Consider the following 14,741-nt stretch of genomic DNA (forward strand, 5'->3'; position numbering starts at 1 on the left):
CCCCAGCACCTATGGTGGGTTTCAGGTCGGCGCCCCCGCCCCCGCCCCAACGGTTGTCCAGCAGTACTACTACACGGTCGACCCGGCGAACCCGGCTGGCTCGAAGACCTGTGTCTGGCGCGTGGAAGTCACGGACAACGCCGGCACCTGCACCGCGCAGGTCTTCTTCGGTACCTACGGCGGCGCCCTCTGCACTGTCGACGAGGCCCAGTCGTCCATCGACCCGGTCACGTGTCAGACGCAGGTCGTCACCAACATGCAGTGAGTTGAATCGCGTTCCACCAGGGGCTCTCCAGGAGGCCCTGGTGGTGCGTGCACCGTCATCGACGGTCGGCACGGCTCCAGCGGAACGTCAGCCCGGCATGGCCGGCGGGCGGGCGGCTCCCACCCCTCAGGCCCAGGGGAAACTCGAGGCCCCCCTCTGCTCGCACTTCGAAGGAGGGGCTCAAGCGAAACCCGATCCCCAGGGAGCCCCCTGGTGAGAGCAGCAGGTTCGAGCCATTGAACCGCCCTTGAAAGGCGGTGAGCGGTCCCGCGAAGGCGCCTGTCAGCGATGCACCACCGGTCAGGGTCCACGCGCGGCTCAGCCGATAGTCGAGCAGCGTCTGCGCGCCGAGCCGGAGATTGACGGGCTCCGTGTAGTTGTTGGTGACGGGCACGTACCAGATTCCCGCGCTCGGAGCGACGGACCACGTCCACCGGGACTGCTCGAGGAGCCGGTGCCGTGTTCCCAGCTCCAGGCCCAGCAACGTGAGGCGGCCGCCCCAATCCCAGTTCTCGCCAGCGCCCTTGCGGAAGGAGAGCTCGGGGCTGGGGAGGTACGCCTGTTCCCGCCCACGCTCGAAGGCCAGCGCGTTCAATGAAACGCCGACCTCTGTCGTCCCAACGGGGGTTGTCGCGGCGCGGATGTTCCGCGCACCGCTCAGACAGCCAGAAGCCAGAACGAGCGTCCCACCCACCCATAGTGCCCGCGCGCCGAAGCCTCGCATCATGGGGGCCATGCGAACCGCACCCAAACTGGATGGTGGTCGCTCCCCGCGGGACGCCGGTCCACGCCGCGCTCCAGCGGAGCGAGCCCCTGGGCGAAAACGAAGTCGAGCGGGAGGCCACCAATCACGGAGTCCACCGTGTCCCCCACGCCTTCCGAGGCCCATTGGAAGTCCCGCTTGGAAAACAGCTTCACCATCTGCCTCAGGCTTCCCGGGTCCGAGGTATTGAAGTCACCGGCGATGACCTGCACGGGTCCCGTTCCCTCCATCGCGTCGATGATGGTCTCCGCCTGGTCCAGCCGCCCACCAAGCCCGACGATGGGCGTGGCGTTGTGCACGGAGGCCGTTTGAACCAGGGTCCCACCGATGTCCAACGTCGCGAGGACCGCGATACGGCGGCGCTGATGGTACGGGTCGTCATGAGGAAGGTGAACTTTCCGGTCCGCGACGATGGGCCACCGGCTCAACAGCGCGTTCCCGAAGTCGTCGTCGTCCACCTGCACGGAGGCAGGGTAGTAGACGTAGGCCAACCCCAGCTCACTTGCGATGCGGTCGACGGACGCTGCGTCCATCTCCTGCATCGCGATGACATCCGCCCCCGCGAGCGGAGGCCTCGAGAGCGCGGTGATGGCCTCGGTGACCTTTTCGGCGAAGGACAGGTTGAACGTCACCACGGTGATGGAAGCGGGCGCCTCGGAGGCGACGGTATCAGGCTCCCGATGGTCGCCGCTGTACCGGGGGCCGCCCTCATCGGTGTAGTTCTCCGCGAGCGGGCATCCCGTCAGGAACGCGAGCAGGAGAAGCGCCCACGGCGGCGCGATACGCAGCCGTTGGAGGTAGTCAGGCTGCCAGACGCCTTCTCTGGCGCCAGGCGCCTCCGCCGCGGCGGCGCGTGCGTCGTTGCATTTCAATGACCCGTGCATCGCGCCACTGAACGAAGCAGCGCCCCAGAGATTCCTTCCACCGCAGCGCCGACACCGCACCGCTCCCTCCAACGGGCGCAGAGCAACAGAGGGAGTGAACGCCTTGATGGAGCAACCGCCTCATGGCCCAAGCCCACCAGGCAGCCGGATGCGGTGCTTGCAGAGATGCACTCAGCCACCTGCGGAGTGAGGCCAGTCCTCCACCTCGCTCGCGGCGGAACGAATCACCGCAAGTACGGCACGGAAGCGGGGCATCAGCGGCCAGGATGCCGTTGACGCCCCGCCCTTCCCGCCTACTTCTTGGAGCTGCTGCGCAGGTACCGGTAGAACTCGGACTCGCCGCCCAGGAACAGCGACGTGGAGCTGTCCACGACGTCCGGGTAGGCCTCCAGCGTCCGCATGAACTGGTAGAACTCCGGGTCCCGGCCGAACGCCTCCGCATAGATCTTCGTCGCCTCGGCGTCCGCGGCGCCGGTGACGTCCTGGGCCTTGCGGTAGGCCGCCGAGCGGATCTCCTTCAAGTCACGCTCACGCTGGCCCCGGACCTCCGCCGCGCGGCCCATGCCCTCCGAGCGGGAGCGCTCGGCGATGCGCTTGCGCTCGGAGATCATCCGCTCGAACACCTTCACCTGGACCTCGTCCACGTAGTTGATGCGGCGGATCTGCACGTCGACCAGCTCCACCCCGAACTCCTTGACGATCTCCGCGGCCCGCAGCCGGATCTGGCGAGTGAGCTTGTCCCGGCCCTGGGCGACCTGCTCCAACGACTCCGCCCGCTCCGTCTCGGCGGTGTACTCGTCGTCCTCGAAGGGACGGTTGGTGGAGCGGACCGCCTCGATCAGCGCGAACGACGCGATGGTGTTGCGCGTCTCGCCGTCGATGATGTCGTCGAGCCGGGACTGCGCGTTGCGCTCGTCCCGCAGGCGCTGGAAGAAGCGCAGCGGGTCCACGATGCGCCAGCGACCAAAGGTGTCCACCCAGATGTACTTCTTGTCCTTGGTGGGAATCTGGTTCGGGTCACCGCGCCAGTCCAGCCACCGCTTGTCGAAGCGGTTCACCGTGTCGACAAAGGGCATCTTGAAGTGGAGCCCCGGGTCCACGACGGACGCGCCCTTCGGCTCGCCGAACCGGGTGATGACGGCCTGCTCGTGCTCGCTCAGGGTGTAGGTCGCGGAGAAGCCCAGCACCACGGCCAGGACGGCCAATACGCCAAGGGGAATGACAAGGCGGCTCATCGGCGGCCCTCCGTCTGGCTCGCGCTCCCGGACACCGCGGGGTCGGTCGCCTGCATGTTCAACAGCGGCGTGAGCCCCTTGACGGACTCATCCAAGACGACCTTCTGCCCGGCGCTCCGGAGCACCTGGCTCACGGTCTCCAGGTACATGCGGCGGCGGGTGACGTCCGGCGCCTTGCGGTACTCCTCGTAGACGCGAGCGAAGCGGTCCGCTTCACCCTTGGCGCGGTTCACACGTTCAATGGCATAGCCCTCGGCGCTGCGCAGCGCCTCCTCGGCCTCGCCCTTCGCGCGGGGAATGACGCGGTTCAGCTCGGCATAGGCCTCGTTGATGACGCGCTCCTTCTCCTGGATGGCCTGGTTCACCTCGTTGAAGGACGGCTTCACCGGGTCGGGCGGGTTCACGTCCTGGAGGACCACCTGCTGGATGTCCACGCCCGTCTCGTAGCGGTCCGCCAGGTCCTGGAGCAGCAACTTGGCCTGGGTGGCCACCGCCTGGCGGCCCGTGGTGAGGACCTCATTCACCGAGTGGTCTCCCACGACGGCCCGCATCGAGGCCTCGGAGATGTCCCGGAGCATGCCCTCCACGTTCTTCACCTTGAAGAGGTACTTGTACGGGTCCTTGATCTTGTACTGGACGATCCACTCCACCACCGCGACGTTGAGGTCACCGGTGAGCATGAGCGACTCGCGCTTCGTGTCCGATGACTCCGCCGCATAGGCAGAGCCCACGCGCGAGCGGGAGGCCTCCGTGCGGAAACCGAACTCCGCCTTGAGCTGACGCTGCACCGGGACCTTCACGATGCGGTCCACCCAGAAGGGCATCCGGAAATGCGGGCCCGGCTCCACCGTTCCCACGAAGCGCCCCAGCCGGAGGATGACGCCCACTTCGTCCGGCTCCACCTGGGCGTAGCTGGTCATCAGCCCCACCAGCAGGAACAGGCCAAACACCGCGAACAGGATGCGGCGCCCTATTCCAGGCCCCAGTTGCCGCCGAAGCTCACGTAGGACGTCTGACGGCTCCCGCCCTCGTGGGTCGGAATTCATGACGCGAGGATTCCATGACATCCATCCGTCTTCCCCCGTACAGGCTGCTCATGCAAGGGGCGCCGCGAGAATTCCAGCCAGCCGGGCACCATGCGCAGCGCTCACGCGCTTGACCGGTATGGGCACGTCACTTCGGTCACTTCGATTGCCGCTCCACGGCACGCTCATTAGGGAAGCCGCACTTGCCAGGGAGGAATCCGTTGAGGGACCTGACCAACCGACGAATCGTGCTCGCATCCCGGCCCGAAGGCCGGCCCACACGGGAGAACTTCCGCATCGAGGACGTCTCCGTACCGGAGCCCGGCGAGGGTGAGCTCCTGCTGAAGGTCCAGTACCTGTCGCTGGACCCGTACATGCGAGGCCGGATGAGCACCGCGAAGTCGTACGCCCGCCCACTGGACCTGGGCGAGGTCATCGTCGGCGGCACCGTCGCCCGCGTCGTCCGCTCCCGACACCCGGGCTACGCGGAAGGCGACATCGTCCTCTCCTACTCGGGCTGGCAGACCTACTCGCTGTCCAAGGGTGAAGGTCTGCGCAAGCTCGACCCGGCCGCCGCCCCTGTCTCCACCGCGCTGGGCGTGCTCGGCATGCCGGGATTCACCGCCTACTCGGGCCTCTTCACGATTGGACGGCCTCAGCCCGGTGAGACGGTGGTCGTCGCCGCGGCCAGCGGTCCTGTCGGCGCGACGGTGGGGCAGTTGGCCAGAATCAAGGGCGCACGCGCGGTGGGCATCGCGGGCGGGCCGGAGAAGTGCGCGTACGTGCGTGACGAGCTCGGCTTCGACGCCGTCGTGGACCACCGCGCTCCGGACTTCGCCGAGCGTTTGAAGGAAGCCTGCCCCAAGGGCGTGGACGTGTACTTCGAGAACGTGGGCGGCGCGGTCTGGGACGCCGTCTTCCCGCTCCTCAATCCGTTCGCGCGAGTCCCCGTCTGCGGCCTCATCGCCTGGTACAACAGCACGGGTCCCTTCGAGGGCCCGAACCGCCTGCCCCTCGTCATGCGCGACGTGCTCTCCAAGAGCCTGACGCTGCGGGGCTTCATCCAGACGGAGTTCGTCAGCCAGCTCCCGGATTTCTACCGGGACATGAGCGCATGGGTGCGCGAGGGACGCGTGCGCTACCGCGAGGACATCGTCAACGGGCTCGACCAAGCGCCCGAGGCCTTCGTCGGGCTGCTGGAAGGCCGCAACTTCGGCAAGCTCGTGGTGAAGGTGGACGCAACGGCATGACGGCCGACGCGTGAAGCGCCGCCTGCGTGCCCGGAACACTCAGGCACGCAGGGGCAAACTGGCTCAGCTCGGCTTGGCCCGTACGGACTGGAAGGCCCGCGTCGCGGCCGTCACCAGCAGAACGATGAGGCCACCCGCGATGATGCCAGCCACCGCGTTCATCAGAGACGGCACGAGCGCGCCCAGCAGCCCGCCAACGCCTGGCACCGCCGCAACCGCGGCGGTCGAATGCTCGATGAAGTGATGCAGGGGCGCGATGCCGTGCGTGAGGATGCCGCCACCCACCATGAACATGGCGGCCGTGCCCACGATGCCGAGCCCCTTCATCAGGTACGGCGCGGTGGCCAGGATGCCCTGGCCCAGGCTCCGCTTGAGCCCGCCCTCCGCCTTCATCAGGTAGAGCCCCGCGTCGTCGAGCTTCACGATGCCCGCGACCAGGCCGTACACGCCCACCGTCATGAGGAGGGCGATGCCCGTCAGCACGGCGACCTGCATCCCGAAGGTCGCGGCGGTGAGCGTTCCGAGCGAGATGACGACGATTTCGGCGGACAAGATGAAGTCGGTGCGGATGGCGCCCTTGATCTTGTCCTTCTCCATGGCGACCAGGTCCACCGACGGGTCCGCCACTGCATTGATGCGTTCCTGCTTCTGCGCCGCCTGCTCCTCCTTGCCGTGCAGGAACTTGTGGGCCACCTTCTCGAAGCCCTCGAAGCACAGGAAGGCGCCACCCAGCATCAGCAGCGGGGTGATGGCCCAGGGCGCCAGCGCGCTGATGGCCAGCGCCGCGGGCACCAGAATCGCCTTGTTGACCATCGAGCCCTTGGCGACGGCCCAGACGACGGGCAGTTCGCGGTCGGCGCTGACGCCGGAGACCTGCTGGGCATTGAGGGCGAGGTCATCCCCCAGCACGCCAGCGGTCTTTCGGGTCGCGACCTTCGTCATCGCCGCGATGTCGTCCAGCAGGCTGGCAATGTCATCAATCAGGGTGAGGAGGCTGCTTCCGGCCACGTGGTTCGTCCTGGTGTAGAGGGCACGGGCGCGTCTCGAAGACGTCCCAAACCCTGGATATAGCCTGGATTAAGCGCGTCCACGCGGCTTCGAAAGCCACTCCCCCGGCTTTTCCCCCACCCCACCGCCATCCTCTTTTCCCTGGGTTCACCGAACAGGGCTGTAAGCAAGCGCGCTGGACCTGGCCGGCCGGATGGGGCATGCGTGAGGCCCACCCGCAACCCGAGCCACACCCGGCCCGGCCATCCCGCGAGAGAAGTCCATGCGAGCCTGCCCGTGCTGCAGGGAGGTGCTGACCGCCGGCATCCTGGGCCTGGGCGTCCGCCGCCTCGCGGGAAGCTGCGAGGTTTGCGGCGACACGGTCTGCCAGGTGTGCCTGAGCACGCAGGTCCTGGAGGCCGGTGACTTCCGGCAACGCCCGGTGGCGCCCGGCCACGAGAACCGGAAGGCCCGGGGCCGCATCTGCCGCGCCTGCTGGTGGGAGCACCTGACGGAGCGAGGCATCAAGCCTCCGTTCCCCGCCCCGCCTGGACAACGCGAGCGGGCCGCCCACGCGGCGAGGTCATCCTGCCAGCACCTGGACGTCACCCAGGCCATGGGCTTCTGCCCCGGCTGCGGCGACGAAGTCGAATGGAAGGCCGAGCACGGCAACCCCGTCTGCGTGGCGTGCGAGGCACCCTCGCACCCGCTCTTCAATCACTGCTGGGCATGTGGCGAGTCCTTCGACGAGGCCAACGCGCCCGAGCCCGTGGCCCAGGGCTACCGGCTCGAGTTCGGCTGCGACGCGGATGACTGCACCGGGAAGCTGGCGTGGCTGATGCCCTACTGCCCGTGGTGCGGAGAAACGAAGCACTGGGAGCCCGCGAGCGGTGGCGACCTGGAGTGCACCGAGTGCGAGCACCGCCTGGACCGCGCGTGGGCCCACTGCGTGCGGTGTGGCGAAGAGGCCCCCCTGCCAGACGACTGTCTCCGGTGCGGCCAGGACCTGGACGACGCCCCCTCCGCTGCGCGCTGCGAGTCGTGCCGCAACATCGTGTGTGGGGACTGCTTCGACACACGCGTGGTTCCCTCCGCCTCCGGTGAGCCCCAGGAGCGGCTCCTGTGCACCCCCTGCGGCGTGGGCTTCGACCGGCCCGCGCCTCCCGCCGAGCCTCCCGAGGAGGAGGAAGAAGCGGAGGCCGAGGACACCGCCGAGGACGCCGACGACACGGACGACACGCCCGACGAGGAGCCTGAGCCTGAACCGGAGCCTCGCACCGAAGCGCCTCGCGCGCCTGAACCGGAACCGGTGGCGTCTGCCTGGGAGGTGCTGGGAATCACGCCCGGCACTCCGCTCGCGGATGCACGGCGAGCCTACCTGTCACTGGTGGCCCAGTATCATCCGGACAAGGTCGCGCAGCTCGGCCCCAAGCTGCAGGCCCTGGCGCAGGAAGAGACGCGCAGGCTCATCGAAGCTTGGGAGTACGTTCGCAGGAAGACTTAACGCAGTCCCCGGAACGAGTCCGGACCTCACCCGGTCCGGACCTCGTACCGTCCAGATTCAGGCGTGAGAGGACGGCTGCACGTCCGCGCCCTCCCGAATCTTGTCGGAGCGCTCCCGCAGCTCTCGCCACGAGTCCTCGAAGTCCTTCTTCAGCTTCGACCAGTTCTCACCATGGCTGCTCATCAATCGGCGCAGCGCGGACTCCGTGTCCTGGAGTGAGCGACGGATGAACTGGAGTTCCTGCCGCGTGAGCCGTGAGTCCTCGGCCCGGGACTGCGCGGCGGACGCTTCCCAACCATCCACCTGCGCGCCGAGCGCTCGAAGCTCCGCCTCCCGCTTGCGCTCGTAGCCGGCACGGACGAGCGCCATCTTGGCTTCCATCTCGATGACAGCCTGGTTGGTGTCATCGTAGGACTTCCGGAGTTCGGCCTTGCCCTGGTCGAAGTTCTGCGTCTGCCGCTTGCTCAGCTCCTCCAGCTTGGTGCGGAACTGGTCGAAGACGCGGCGAATGCCGGACATGTCCTTGAGCTCGTCGCTCGCCTGGCGGACGTCTCCCTGCGCCTCCGTTTCGGCAATCCGGGCGTCGAGCCTCCGCTTTTCCGCATCCATCTGCTTCACATAGGCCTCTTGCTCCGTCATGACGCGTGTCTCCTTCCGCGCGACCTTCCGGGCGCGGCGCTGTGCTGACGTCATGCATGAGGGCTCCCCCCCATGGACGCACACACTGCGACGGACGAGGCCCGGGCGTCCGGCTCACCGGGCCAGCTGCGGACGAAGCGCACTCCCGGCGGCCAGCTGCCCCGCTTGAACTCCCCTACAGGCCTGAATCCCACAGTGCATGTCAGGGCGAGACGCAATGCTGCGTCGAGGGCGACAACCCACTCTTCAGAAAAAATCGGAAGTACCGTCATGCCGAAGCTGAACCAGATCATCGCCGTCGAGAAGGGCGTCAAGAACCGCTCCCAGCAAGAGCTGACCCAAGCCCATCACGACCTCCAGAAGCCGCAGTTGCTCAGCGGCATCTCCCGCACGTATCAGCCCCGCGACGAGGAGGGTGAGCGCTTCCCCCCCGAATCCACCCGCGTGCAGGTACGAACGCAAGACGTCCTCAAGAAGACGCAAGAGATTCTCACCCGGCTCTTCGACGTCACCGCCACCAAGGACCTCACCAACTGTCACGCGAAGGCGGACGTGCGCGTGGATGGCAGGGTCCTGCTCAAGGGTGTTCCCGCCACGTATCTGCTCTTCCTGGAGAAGCAGCTGGTGGACCTTCACACCTTCGTGAAGAAGCTGCCCACGCTGGACCCGTCGGAGTCGTGGGTTCCCGACCCGGCGCAGGGCCTGTGGGCCACCGAGCCCGTGCAGACGGCGAAGACGAAGAAGGTTCCCCGCAACCACGTGAAGTCCGAGGCCACCGAGAAGCACCCGGCCCAGGTGGAGGTCTATTACGAGGACATCGTCGTCGGTTACTGGAAGACGGTGAAGTTCTCGGGGGCGCTCCCCGCCACGCGCATGAATGACCTGCTGGAGCGCGTGGAGAAATTGCAGCAGGCCGTCAAATTCGCCCGCGAAGAGGCGAACGCCGTCGAGGTGGAGGAAATGAAGGCCGGCGAGGCCCTCCTCGGCTACCTGTTCGGCTAGACTCACGGCCGCAGACCTTTTGGAGTCCAGACTCAAACTCAGCAGCAGCCTCACGCCGAGCGTTCTCCGGCCGTCCCCCAGTGCAGGTTCGAGTCCTGCCCCCGCCATTCAGCACCACCTGCGGCGGGGTAGCCCAATCATGGTAGAGGCAGGCGGCATCACGAGCGCGCGAAGCACCCCAAACTCAAATTCTCACTCCAGACTCAGCATTCGCTGTCGCAGGCCCGATCAACCGTTCCCGCCCCCTCCCTCGTGATGCTGGTGCAATTCCAGCCCGCCGCTCCATTTCCCCTTGCGCGGCGGTCGTTCAATCGCAGGACCCGAGGTCTCAACCGCAGGCAGGAACTTAAACGTGCGGGTCTCATCCATGGCAGCACCCCGAGCCCGGGCAGGAGGACACCCTGCTCGGGCTCACTCTTTTCCAGCGGCGTGGCGGGACTTGACGCGCCTGGGCGGCAGCGCTCGGGTGCGCCCCATGGATTGCCTGCGGACCCGCGCTGAAGCGTCGAACTACACGCAAACGTCCCTTCACTCCGACGTGCTGGCCTTCGTGGACGAGCTCTGCCGCCGCACGAAGCTCGCCCGCAGGGTGGACTTCGGCCAGAGCGGCGAAGGCCAGCCCCTGGTGGCGCTGGTGGTGAGCGACCGCGGCTGCTTCACGCCCGAGCAGGCGCGCAAGCAGAAGAAGGTCGTGGCAAGCTGCGCGCCTACAACCGGGGCATGTTGGAGCGCGTCGCCAAGGTCGTGCAGGGCCGCCATGGCTTCGACAGCTTCTGGTACGGCAACTACAAGGACGAAGGCGACCCGCGCTCGGGCTGGCACACGTACCCGGCGCTGCCGCGCTTTGGCAGCCACTACCGGGGCCTGCTCGGCCGGCTGGACGTGCTGCTGGAGACGTACAGCTACATCGACTTCCCGCGCCGCTGCGCGGTGATGCGCACGTGGCTGCTGGAGCTCTTCCGCGACGCGGCCCGGAACGCCGCCACCTGGTGGTGGGCTCCGCCGCCGCGCCGAAGAAGGCGGAGTAGCCCCGCCGCCGGACCTTGCGGGCGGGGCCTCGCGGCGGGCGCTCAATGGCGCCGGCCGGGGTGACGCCGGTCGTCACGGACTTCCCGCCGGGTCTGGTTCAGCTCCCGCTCCGCCACCTGGATGAGCTCCAGGATGAGCGTGCGCTTGTAGCTCAGGGCTCCGGGCTGCCGCAGGCCCTCGATTTCGTCGAGCTCGCGGGCGATGGCCTTCCGGGTCCGCAGCGAGGCGTGCTCGGCGCGCAGGTCGCTCCGGGCGTCGGCCGCGGAGGCACGGCCCCACATGGTCGCCCGGGGGCCGCCCCACTGGGCCACGCGCGCATCCCGCCGGCTCCGCCGCGCCTGCGCCCAGTCCTTGGACAGCTCCCGCTCGCTCTCCGCCAGTTCGGCACGGAGGAGCTTGCGCAGACTGACCTCCACGTTCGCCATCTGCCGTTCGCTCCGGCTGCGCCACGCGGCGTCGAAGCGGGCCAGCAGGTTGCGCAGGTCCTCCAGGTCGCGGCGGTCATCGCGCAGCTCGCTCCGCTCCACGCGCGTGGGACGGGGGCCGAACCCCTGGGCCTGCGCACTGCCAGTGAGGAGAAAGGCTGCGACCAGCGCGGATGCGATGCGGTTCATGGGGTGCGTCCTCGTGAGCTCAGGGCCCGCCGTCGTGTTCATGAGGACAGACGCCTGCACCGCGGATCTATTCAGCCCCCTACTCCTTGCGCAGCAGCACGAACTCCACGCGGCGGTTCAGCTCGCGCCCGCGAGGCAGCAGGTTCGGCGCCTTGGGCCGGGTGTCACCCAGGCCCACGGTTTCGATGCGCGACGCGTCCAGTCCCGCGTCGACCAGGGCCTTGGCCACGGCTGCGGCGCGGGCTTCGGACAGCGTCTTGCGGGCCGCCGCCGCGGGGCGTTCGCGGTTGTCGGTGTGGCCTTCAATGCGGAGCCGGAGCTTCTCGTCCCGCACGAACATGTCCATCAGCAGGGCCAGTCCCGCGGTCGTTCCCTTGCGTGGCGCGGCCTGCTTCTCCGCGAAGCGCGGCATGCGCGGCAGCTCCACGACCTCCTTCTTCAGGCGGACCTTCTGGGACTTCGACACCGGTGCCTTCGCCAGGGTGAAGGACACCGTGGGCACCGCCTCCCGGGAGAGCGTCACCTTTCGCGTCTGCGCCAGGTAGCCCTGAGCCAGGACGTCCAGCCGGTACTCTCCGGGCGGCAGCATGACCTCCACCGGCTTGCGCGCCTTGCGGTCCACCATCACCCGCTGCGGCGCCCCGGTGGCGGACTTCACGTACACGGTGGCCGCGGCGGGCCGCTTCCCCGCGAGCACCTTCAACAGCAGCTTCGCGGGCGCCACCGGCCCCTGCTCGGGCGCCTCCACCGTCTTCACGGGCGCGGCAACGGGCGGCGTCGGCGAGATGGGGGTCGTCACGGGGGGCGGGGTCGGCTTCGCGGGAGCCTGCGCCACCGCGGCCACGGGCGCACCCGCATCCGGCACGTCGGGAATGGCCACGTCCGCCATGGCGGCCGTCATCTCCGCCTTCACATCATGGGACAGCTTCAGCTTCAGCCGGGGGTCCGGCGCGGTGGGGTTGATGGCGGGCAGCACCCGCACCCGCGCCCGCAGGCCGCGCTGCACCTGCACCGTCACCGACGCCGTCAGCTTCCAGAGGAAGCCGCTCTCCTCGCTGAAGAGGTTCCAGGACTCGTTGGCGTAGGTGACGTGCGAGACGAGCGTGTAGGAGCCCTCCTCCACCGTGAGCACCGCGAGCCGGTGCAGGCCGGGGCCGTTGAGCTTGTCCAGGCCGGGGATGGCCAGGGGCTGGCCGTTGACGAGAAAGTCCGCCTCCACCAGCTTGTAGCCGCGCGACGTGCCCGCTCCGGGAAGGCCCTCGAAGGAGATGACGATCTCCGGCGGCGGCGTCTTCACCATCTCCTGGAGCTGACGGTCCAGGTCCTCGCGCGCCCGCTGCTCCACGGCGGACGGCTCCGCCGCGCGCGCGGAGGCGGCGAGCAGGGCCATGAAAACCAGAAGGGGAACTTGAACGGAGATGGCGGCCACGGGGGCTCACAGCATCGCACAACCTGGCGGCTCCGCGAGTTGTCCGCCACCCGGGCTGACGACCAGCCAACCCTCGCCCGCCTTCCCTCCTCTGTCCATGTATCAGGATGTATCTGGAGTGAAGGGACTTGTAGCTCCCATGCTGGGAGGTTTTCTCGCGCCACGAGTTCCAGCTACCCACGAGGGCCGCATCAGCGCTACGCCTACGGGTATGACCGACTTCCAGTTCCAGGACATGCTGCCGCTGGGCAAGGACGAGACGCCGTACCGGCTGCTCTCCAAGGACCACGTCTCCACCTTCGAAGCCGGCGGCCGCACCTTCCTCCAGGTCGCGCCCGAGGCGCTCACCCTGCTCACCCGCGAGGCCATGCGCGACATCGCGCACCTGCTGCGCCCCGGGCACCTGAAGCAGCTCTCCCACATCCTCGAGGACCCCGAGGCGTCGTCCAACGACCGCTTCGTGGCGCTGGAGCTGCTGAAGAACGCCAACATCGCCGCCGGCGGCGTGCTGCCCTCCTGCCAGGACACGGGCACCGCCATCGTCATGGGCAAGAAGGGCCAGTACGTCATCACCGGTGGCAATGACGAGGAGGCCATCTCCCGCGGCGTGTTCGAGACGTACCAGACGTCGAACCTGCGCTACTCGCAGATGGCGCCGCTGGACATGTACAAGGAGGTCAACACCGGCAACAACCTGCCCGCGCAGATCGAGCTCTACGCGACGGATGGTGACGCCTACAAGTTCCTCTTCATGGCGAAGGGCGGCGGCTCCGCCAACAAGAGCTACCTGTTCCAGGAGACGAAGGCGCTGCTCAACCCGCAGAGCCTGCTGAACTTCGTGGACGCGAAGATCCGCTCGCTGGGCACCGCGGCCTGTCCGCCGTACCACCTGGCCATCGTCATTGGCGGCACCTCCGCCGAATACGCGCTGAAGACGGCCAAGTACGCCTCCGCGCGCTACCTGGATTCGCTCCCCACCGAGGGCAACAAGCTGGGCCGCGGCTTCCGCGACGTGGCGCTGGAGCAGGAGATCCTCAAGCTCACGCAGCGCACCGGCATTGGCGCGCAGTTCGGTGGCAAGTACTTCTGCCACGACGTGCGCGTCATCCGCCTGCCCCGCCACGGCGCGTCCTGTCCGGTGGCCATCGCCGTGTCGTGCTCGGCGGACCGGCAGATCCTGGGGAAGATCACCCGGGACGGCATCTTCCTGGAGCAGTTGGAGGCGGACCCGGCGAAGTACCTGCCGGAGACGACGGACGGCGAGCTGGGCGGCGAGGTGGTGAAGATCGACCTCAACCGCCCCATGAGCGAGATTCGCGCCGAGCTGTCGCGCTACCCCATCAAGACGCGCCTGTCGCTCAGCGGCCCCCTGGTGGTGGCCCGCGACATCGCCCACGCGAAGATCAAGGAGGTCCTGGACTCCGGCAAGGAGATGCCCCAGTACCTCAAGGACTACATGGTCTACTACGCGGGCCCGGCGAAGACGCCGGAAGGCTATGCCTCGGGCTCCTTCGGCCCGACGACGGCCGGCCGCATGGACGCCTACGTGGACCAGTTCCAGGCCGCGGGCGGCAGCTTCGTGATGCTGGCCAAGGGCAACCGCTCCCCCGCCGTCACCGAGGCCTGCAAGAAGCACGGTGGCTTCTACCTGGGCTCCATCGGCGGCCCGGCGGCGCGGCTGGCCAAGGACTGCATCACCAAGGTGGAGGTGCTCGAGTACGCCGAGTTGGGCATGGAAGCCGTCTGGAAGATTGAAGTGGTGGACTTCCCGGCCTTCATCGTCGTGGACGACAAGGGCAACGACTTCTTCGCCAACATCAACAAGCCGTCGGCGGCGAAGAAGGCCTGAACGGGCGCCACCCGCCCCTGACGCTCAGGGACGAGGCGGCTCCCCGGCCTTGGGAGCCGCCGTGGCGGAGGCGCGGCGCTTCGGGATGATGGAGCGCCGTGGCCCCTTGAGGGCCACGCCCAACAGCATGGTGGCTGGGAGCAGCATTCCCAGCCCCTGACTGAAGTTGTCAGGGGGCTTCACGATGGCCCCCAACACCAACACGGAGAACAGCAGGCCACAGACGAGCCGGATGGCGAGAGCGTTCACGCCTCCAGCCTAGACAG

14 protein-coding genes and 1 pseudogene are annotated in these 14,741 nt (G+C 68.0%); 6 read left to right on the forward strand and 9 right to left on the reverse strand.

The features are described from left to right. Positions 1-265 (forward strand): annotated as a pseudogene (locus FL344_RS19000) (hypothetical protein); the annotation flags it as partial. 55 nt (positions 266-320) lie between these two features. On the opposite strand, the gene FL344_RS19005 reads toward FL344_RS19000, so the two are convergent. From FL344_RS19005 to hflK, 4 genes are all read right to left on the reverse strand, one after another. After that, positions 321-860, reverse strand: coding sequence for a hypothetical protein (locus tag FL344_RS19005; RefSeq protein ID WP_228565174.1), 540 nt, complete (start codon positions 858-860; stop codon positions 321-323). A 128-nt stretch (positions 861-988) separates the two neighbouring features. Next, on the reverse strand, positions 989-1,912 hold the full coding sequence (locus FL344_RS19010) for an endonuclease/exonuclease/phosphatase family protein (protein ID WP_141619509.1): 924 nt from the start codon (positions 1,910-1,912) through the stop codon (positions 989-991). Positions 1,913-2,205: 293 nt separating this feature from the next. Beyond that, positions 2,206-3,147 carry a protease modulator HflC gene (gene hflC, locus FL344_RS19015; RefSeq protein ID WP_011553221.1) on the reverse strand — a complete coding sequence of 314 codons (942 nt, stop codon included), beginning with the start codon at positions 3,145-3,147 and terminating at the stop codon, positions 2,206-2,208. Then, the gene (hflK, locus tag FL344_RS19020; protein ID WP_141592000.1) at positions 3,144-4,214 is read right to left on the reverse strand and encodes an FtsH protease activity modulator HflK; all 1,071 of its coding nucleotides are present in this window, start codon (positions 4,212-4,214) and stop codon (positions 3,144-3,146) included. Before hflK ends, hflC begins: the two co-directional genes overlap by 4 nt. A 161-nt stretch (positions 4,215-4,375) precedes the next feature. Here hflK and FL344_RS19025 point away from each other — a divergent pair, with 161 nt between their 5' ends. Beyond that, the gene (locus tag FL344_RS19025; RefSeq protein WP_141619510.1) at positions 4,376-5,422 is read left to right on the forward strand and encodes an NADP-dependent oxidoreductase; all 1,047 of its coding nucleotides are present in this window, start codon (positions 4,376-4,378) and stop codon (positions 5,420-5,422) included. Positions 5,423-5,485: 63 nt separating this feature from the next. Here FL344_RS19025 and FL344_RS19030 read toward each other — a convergent pair whose 3' ends face one another. Next, on the reverse strand, positions 5,486-6,430 hold the full coding sequence (locus FL344_RS19030; protein ID WP_141619511.1) for a DUF808 domain-containing protein: 945 nt from the start codon (positions 6,428-6,430) through the stop codon (positions 5,486-5,488). A gap of 262 nt (positions 6,431-6,692) precedes the next feature. On the opposite strand from FL344_RS19030, the gene FL344_RS19035 reads away from it, so the two are divergent. Then, positions 6,693-7,913, forward strand: coding sequence for a DnaJ family molecular chaperone (locus FL344_RS19035; protein WP_228565175.1), 1,221 nt, complete (start codon positions 6,693-6,695; stop codon positions 7,911-7,913). A gap of 57 nt (positions 7,914-7,970) precedes the next feature. Here FL344_RS19035 and FL344_RS19040 read toward each other — a convergent pair whose 3' ends face one another. Beyond that, on the reverse strand, positions 7,971-8,552 hold the full coding sequence (locus FL344_RS19040) for a hypothetical protein (protein WP_141619512.1): 582 nt from the start codon (positions 8,550-8,552) through the stop codon (positions 7,971-7,973). Positions 8,553-8,822: 270 nt separating this feature from the next. Here FL344_RS19040 and FL344_RS19045 point away from each other — a divergent pair, with 270 nt between their 5' ends. Together FL344_RS19045 and FL344_RS39920 are read left to right on the forward strand one after the other, a co-directional pair. Beyond that, positions 8,823-9,554 carry a hypothetical protein gene (locus FL344_RS19045; protein WP_026114162.1) on the forward strand — a complete coding sequence of 244 codons (732 nt, stop codon included), beginning with the start codon at positions 8,823-8,825 and terminating at the stop codon, positions 9,552-9,554. 720 nt (positions 9,555-10,274) lie between these two features. Next, complete coding sequence (locus FL344_RS39920; RefSeq protein WP_305021761.1) at positions 10,275-10,646, forward strand: hypothetical protein; 372 nt, start codon at positions 10,275-10,277, stop codon at positions 10,644-10,646. Here FL344_RS39920 and FL344_RS19055 read toward each other — a convergent pair. Together FL344_RS19055 and FL344_RS19060 are read right to left on the reverse strand one after the other, a co-directional pair. Beyond that, positions 10,625-11,197: a hypothetical protein gene (locus FL344_RS19055; protein ID WP_228565176.1), complete on the reverse strand. Its 573-nt coding sequence runs from the start codon at positions 11,195-11,197 to the stop codon at positions 10,625-10,627. The genes FL344_RS39920 and FL344_RS19055 overlap by 22 nt on opposite strands. Positions 11,198-11,276: 79 nt before the next feature. Next, complete coding sequence (locus FL344_RS19060; RefSeq protein WP_228565177.1) at positions 11,277-12,587, reverse strand: OmpA family protein; 1,311 nt, start codon at positions 12,585-12,587, stop codon at positions 11,277-11,279. A 250-nt stretch (positions 12,588-12,837) separates the two neighbouring features. Between FL344_RS19060 and FL344_RS19065 the strand changes: the two genes are divergently transcribed. Further along, positions 12,838-14,475 carry a fumarate hydratase gene (locus FL344_RS19065; protein ID WP_194863162.1) on the forward strand — a complete coding sequence of 546 codons (1,638 nt, stop codon included), beginning with the start codon at positions 12,838-12,840 and terminating at the stop codon, positions 14,473-14,475. A gap of 24 nt (positions 14,476-14,499) precedes the next feature. On the opposite strand, the gene FL344_RS19070 is transcribed toward FL344_RS19065, so the two are convergent. Then, positions 14,500-14,724 (reverse strand): hypothetical protein, encoded by a 225-nt coding sequence (locus FL344_RS19070; protein ID WP_141619515.1) that lies wholly within the window; start codon positions 14,722-14,724, stop codon positions 14,500-14,502. Positions 14,725-14,741 lie beyond the last annotated feature (17 nt).

Source organism: Myxococcus sp. AB036A (assembly GCF_006547355.1).
Taxonomy (GTDB): Bacteria; Myxococcota; Myxococcia; order Myxococcales; family Myxococcaceae; genus Myxococcus; species Myxococcus virescens.

Coding starts and splice junctions, on each gene's coding strand:
- FL344_RS19010 (WP_141619509.1), bottom strand. CDS start 1,912: ATGCACGGGTCATTGAAATGCAACGACGCACGCGCCGCCGCGGCGGAG.
- hflC (WP_011553221.1), bottom strand. CDS start 3,147: ATGAGCCGCCTTGTCATTCCCCTTGGCGTATTGGCCGTCCTGGCCGTG.
- hflK (WP_141592000.1), bottom strand. CDS start 4,214: ATGTCATGGAATCCTCGCGTCATGAATTCCGACCCACGAGGGCGGGAG.
- FL344_RS19035 (WP_228565175.1), top strand. CDS start 6,693: ATGCGAGCCTGCCCGTGCTGCAGGGAGGTGCTGACCGCCGGCATCCTG.
- FL344_RS19040 (WP_141619512.1), bottom strand. CDS start 8,552: ATGACGGAGCAAGAGGCCTATGTGAAGCAGATGGATGCGGAAAAGCGG.
- FL344_RS19045 (WP_026114162.1), top strand. CDS start 8,823: ATGCCGAAGCTGAACCAGATCATCGCCGTCGAGAAGGGCGTCAAGAAC.
- FL344_RS39920 (WP_305021761.1), top strand. CDS start 10,275: ATGTTGGAGCGCGTCGCCAAGGTCGTGCAGGGCCGCCATGGCTTCGAC.
- FL344_RS19055 (WP_228565176.1), bottom strand. CDS start 11,197: ATGAACCGCATCGCATCCGCGCTGGTCGCAGCCTTTCTCCTCACTGGC.
- FL344_RS19060 (WP_228565177.1), bottom strand. CDS start 12,587: ATGGCCCTGCTCGCCGCCTCCGCGCGCGCGGCGGAGCCGTCCGCCGTG.
- FL344_RS19065 (WP_194863162.1), top strand. CDS start 12,838: ATGACCGACTTCCAGTTCCAGGACATGCTGCCGCTGGGCAAGGACGAG.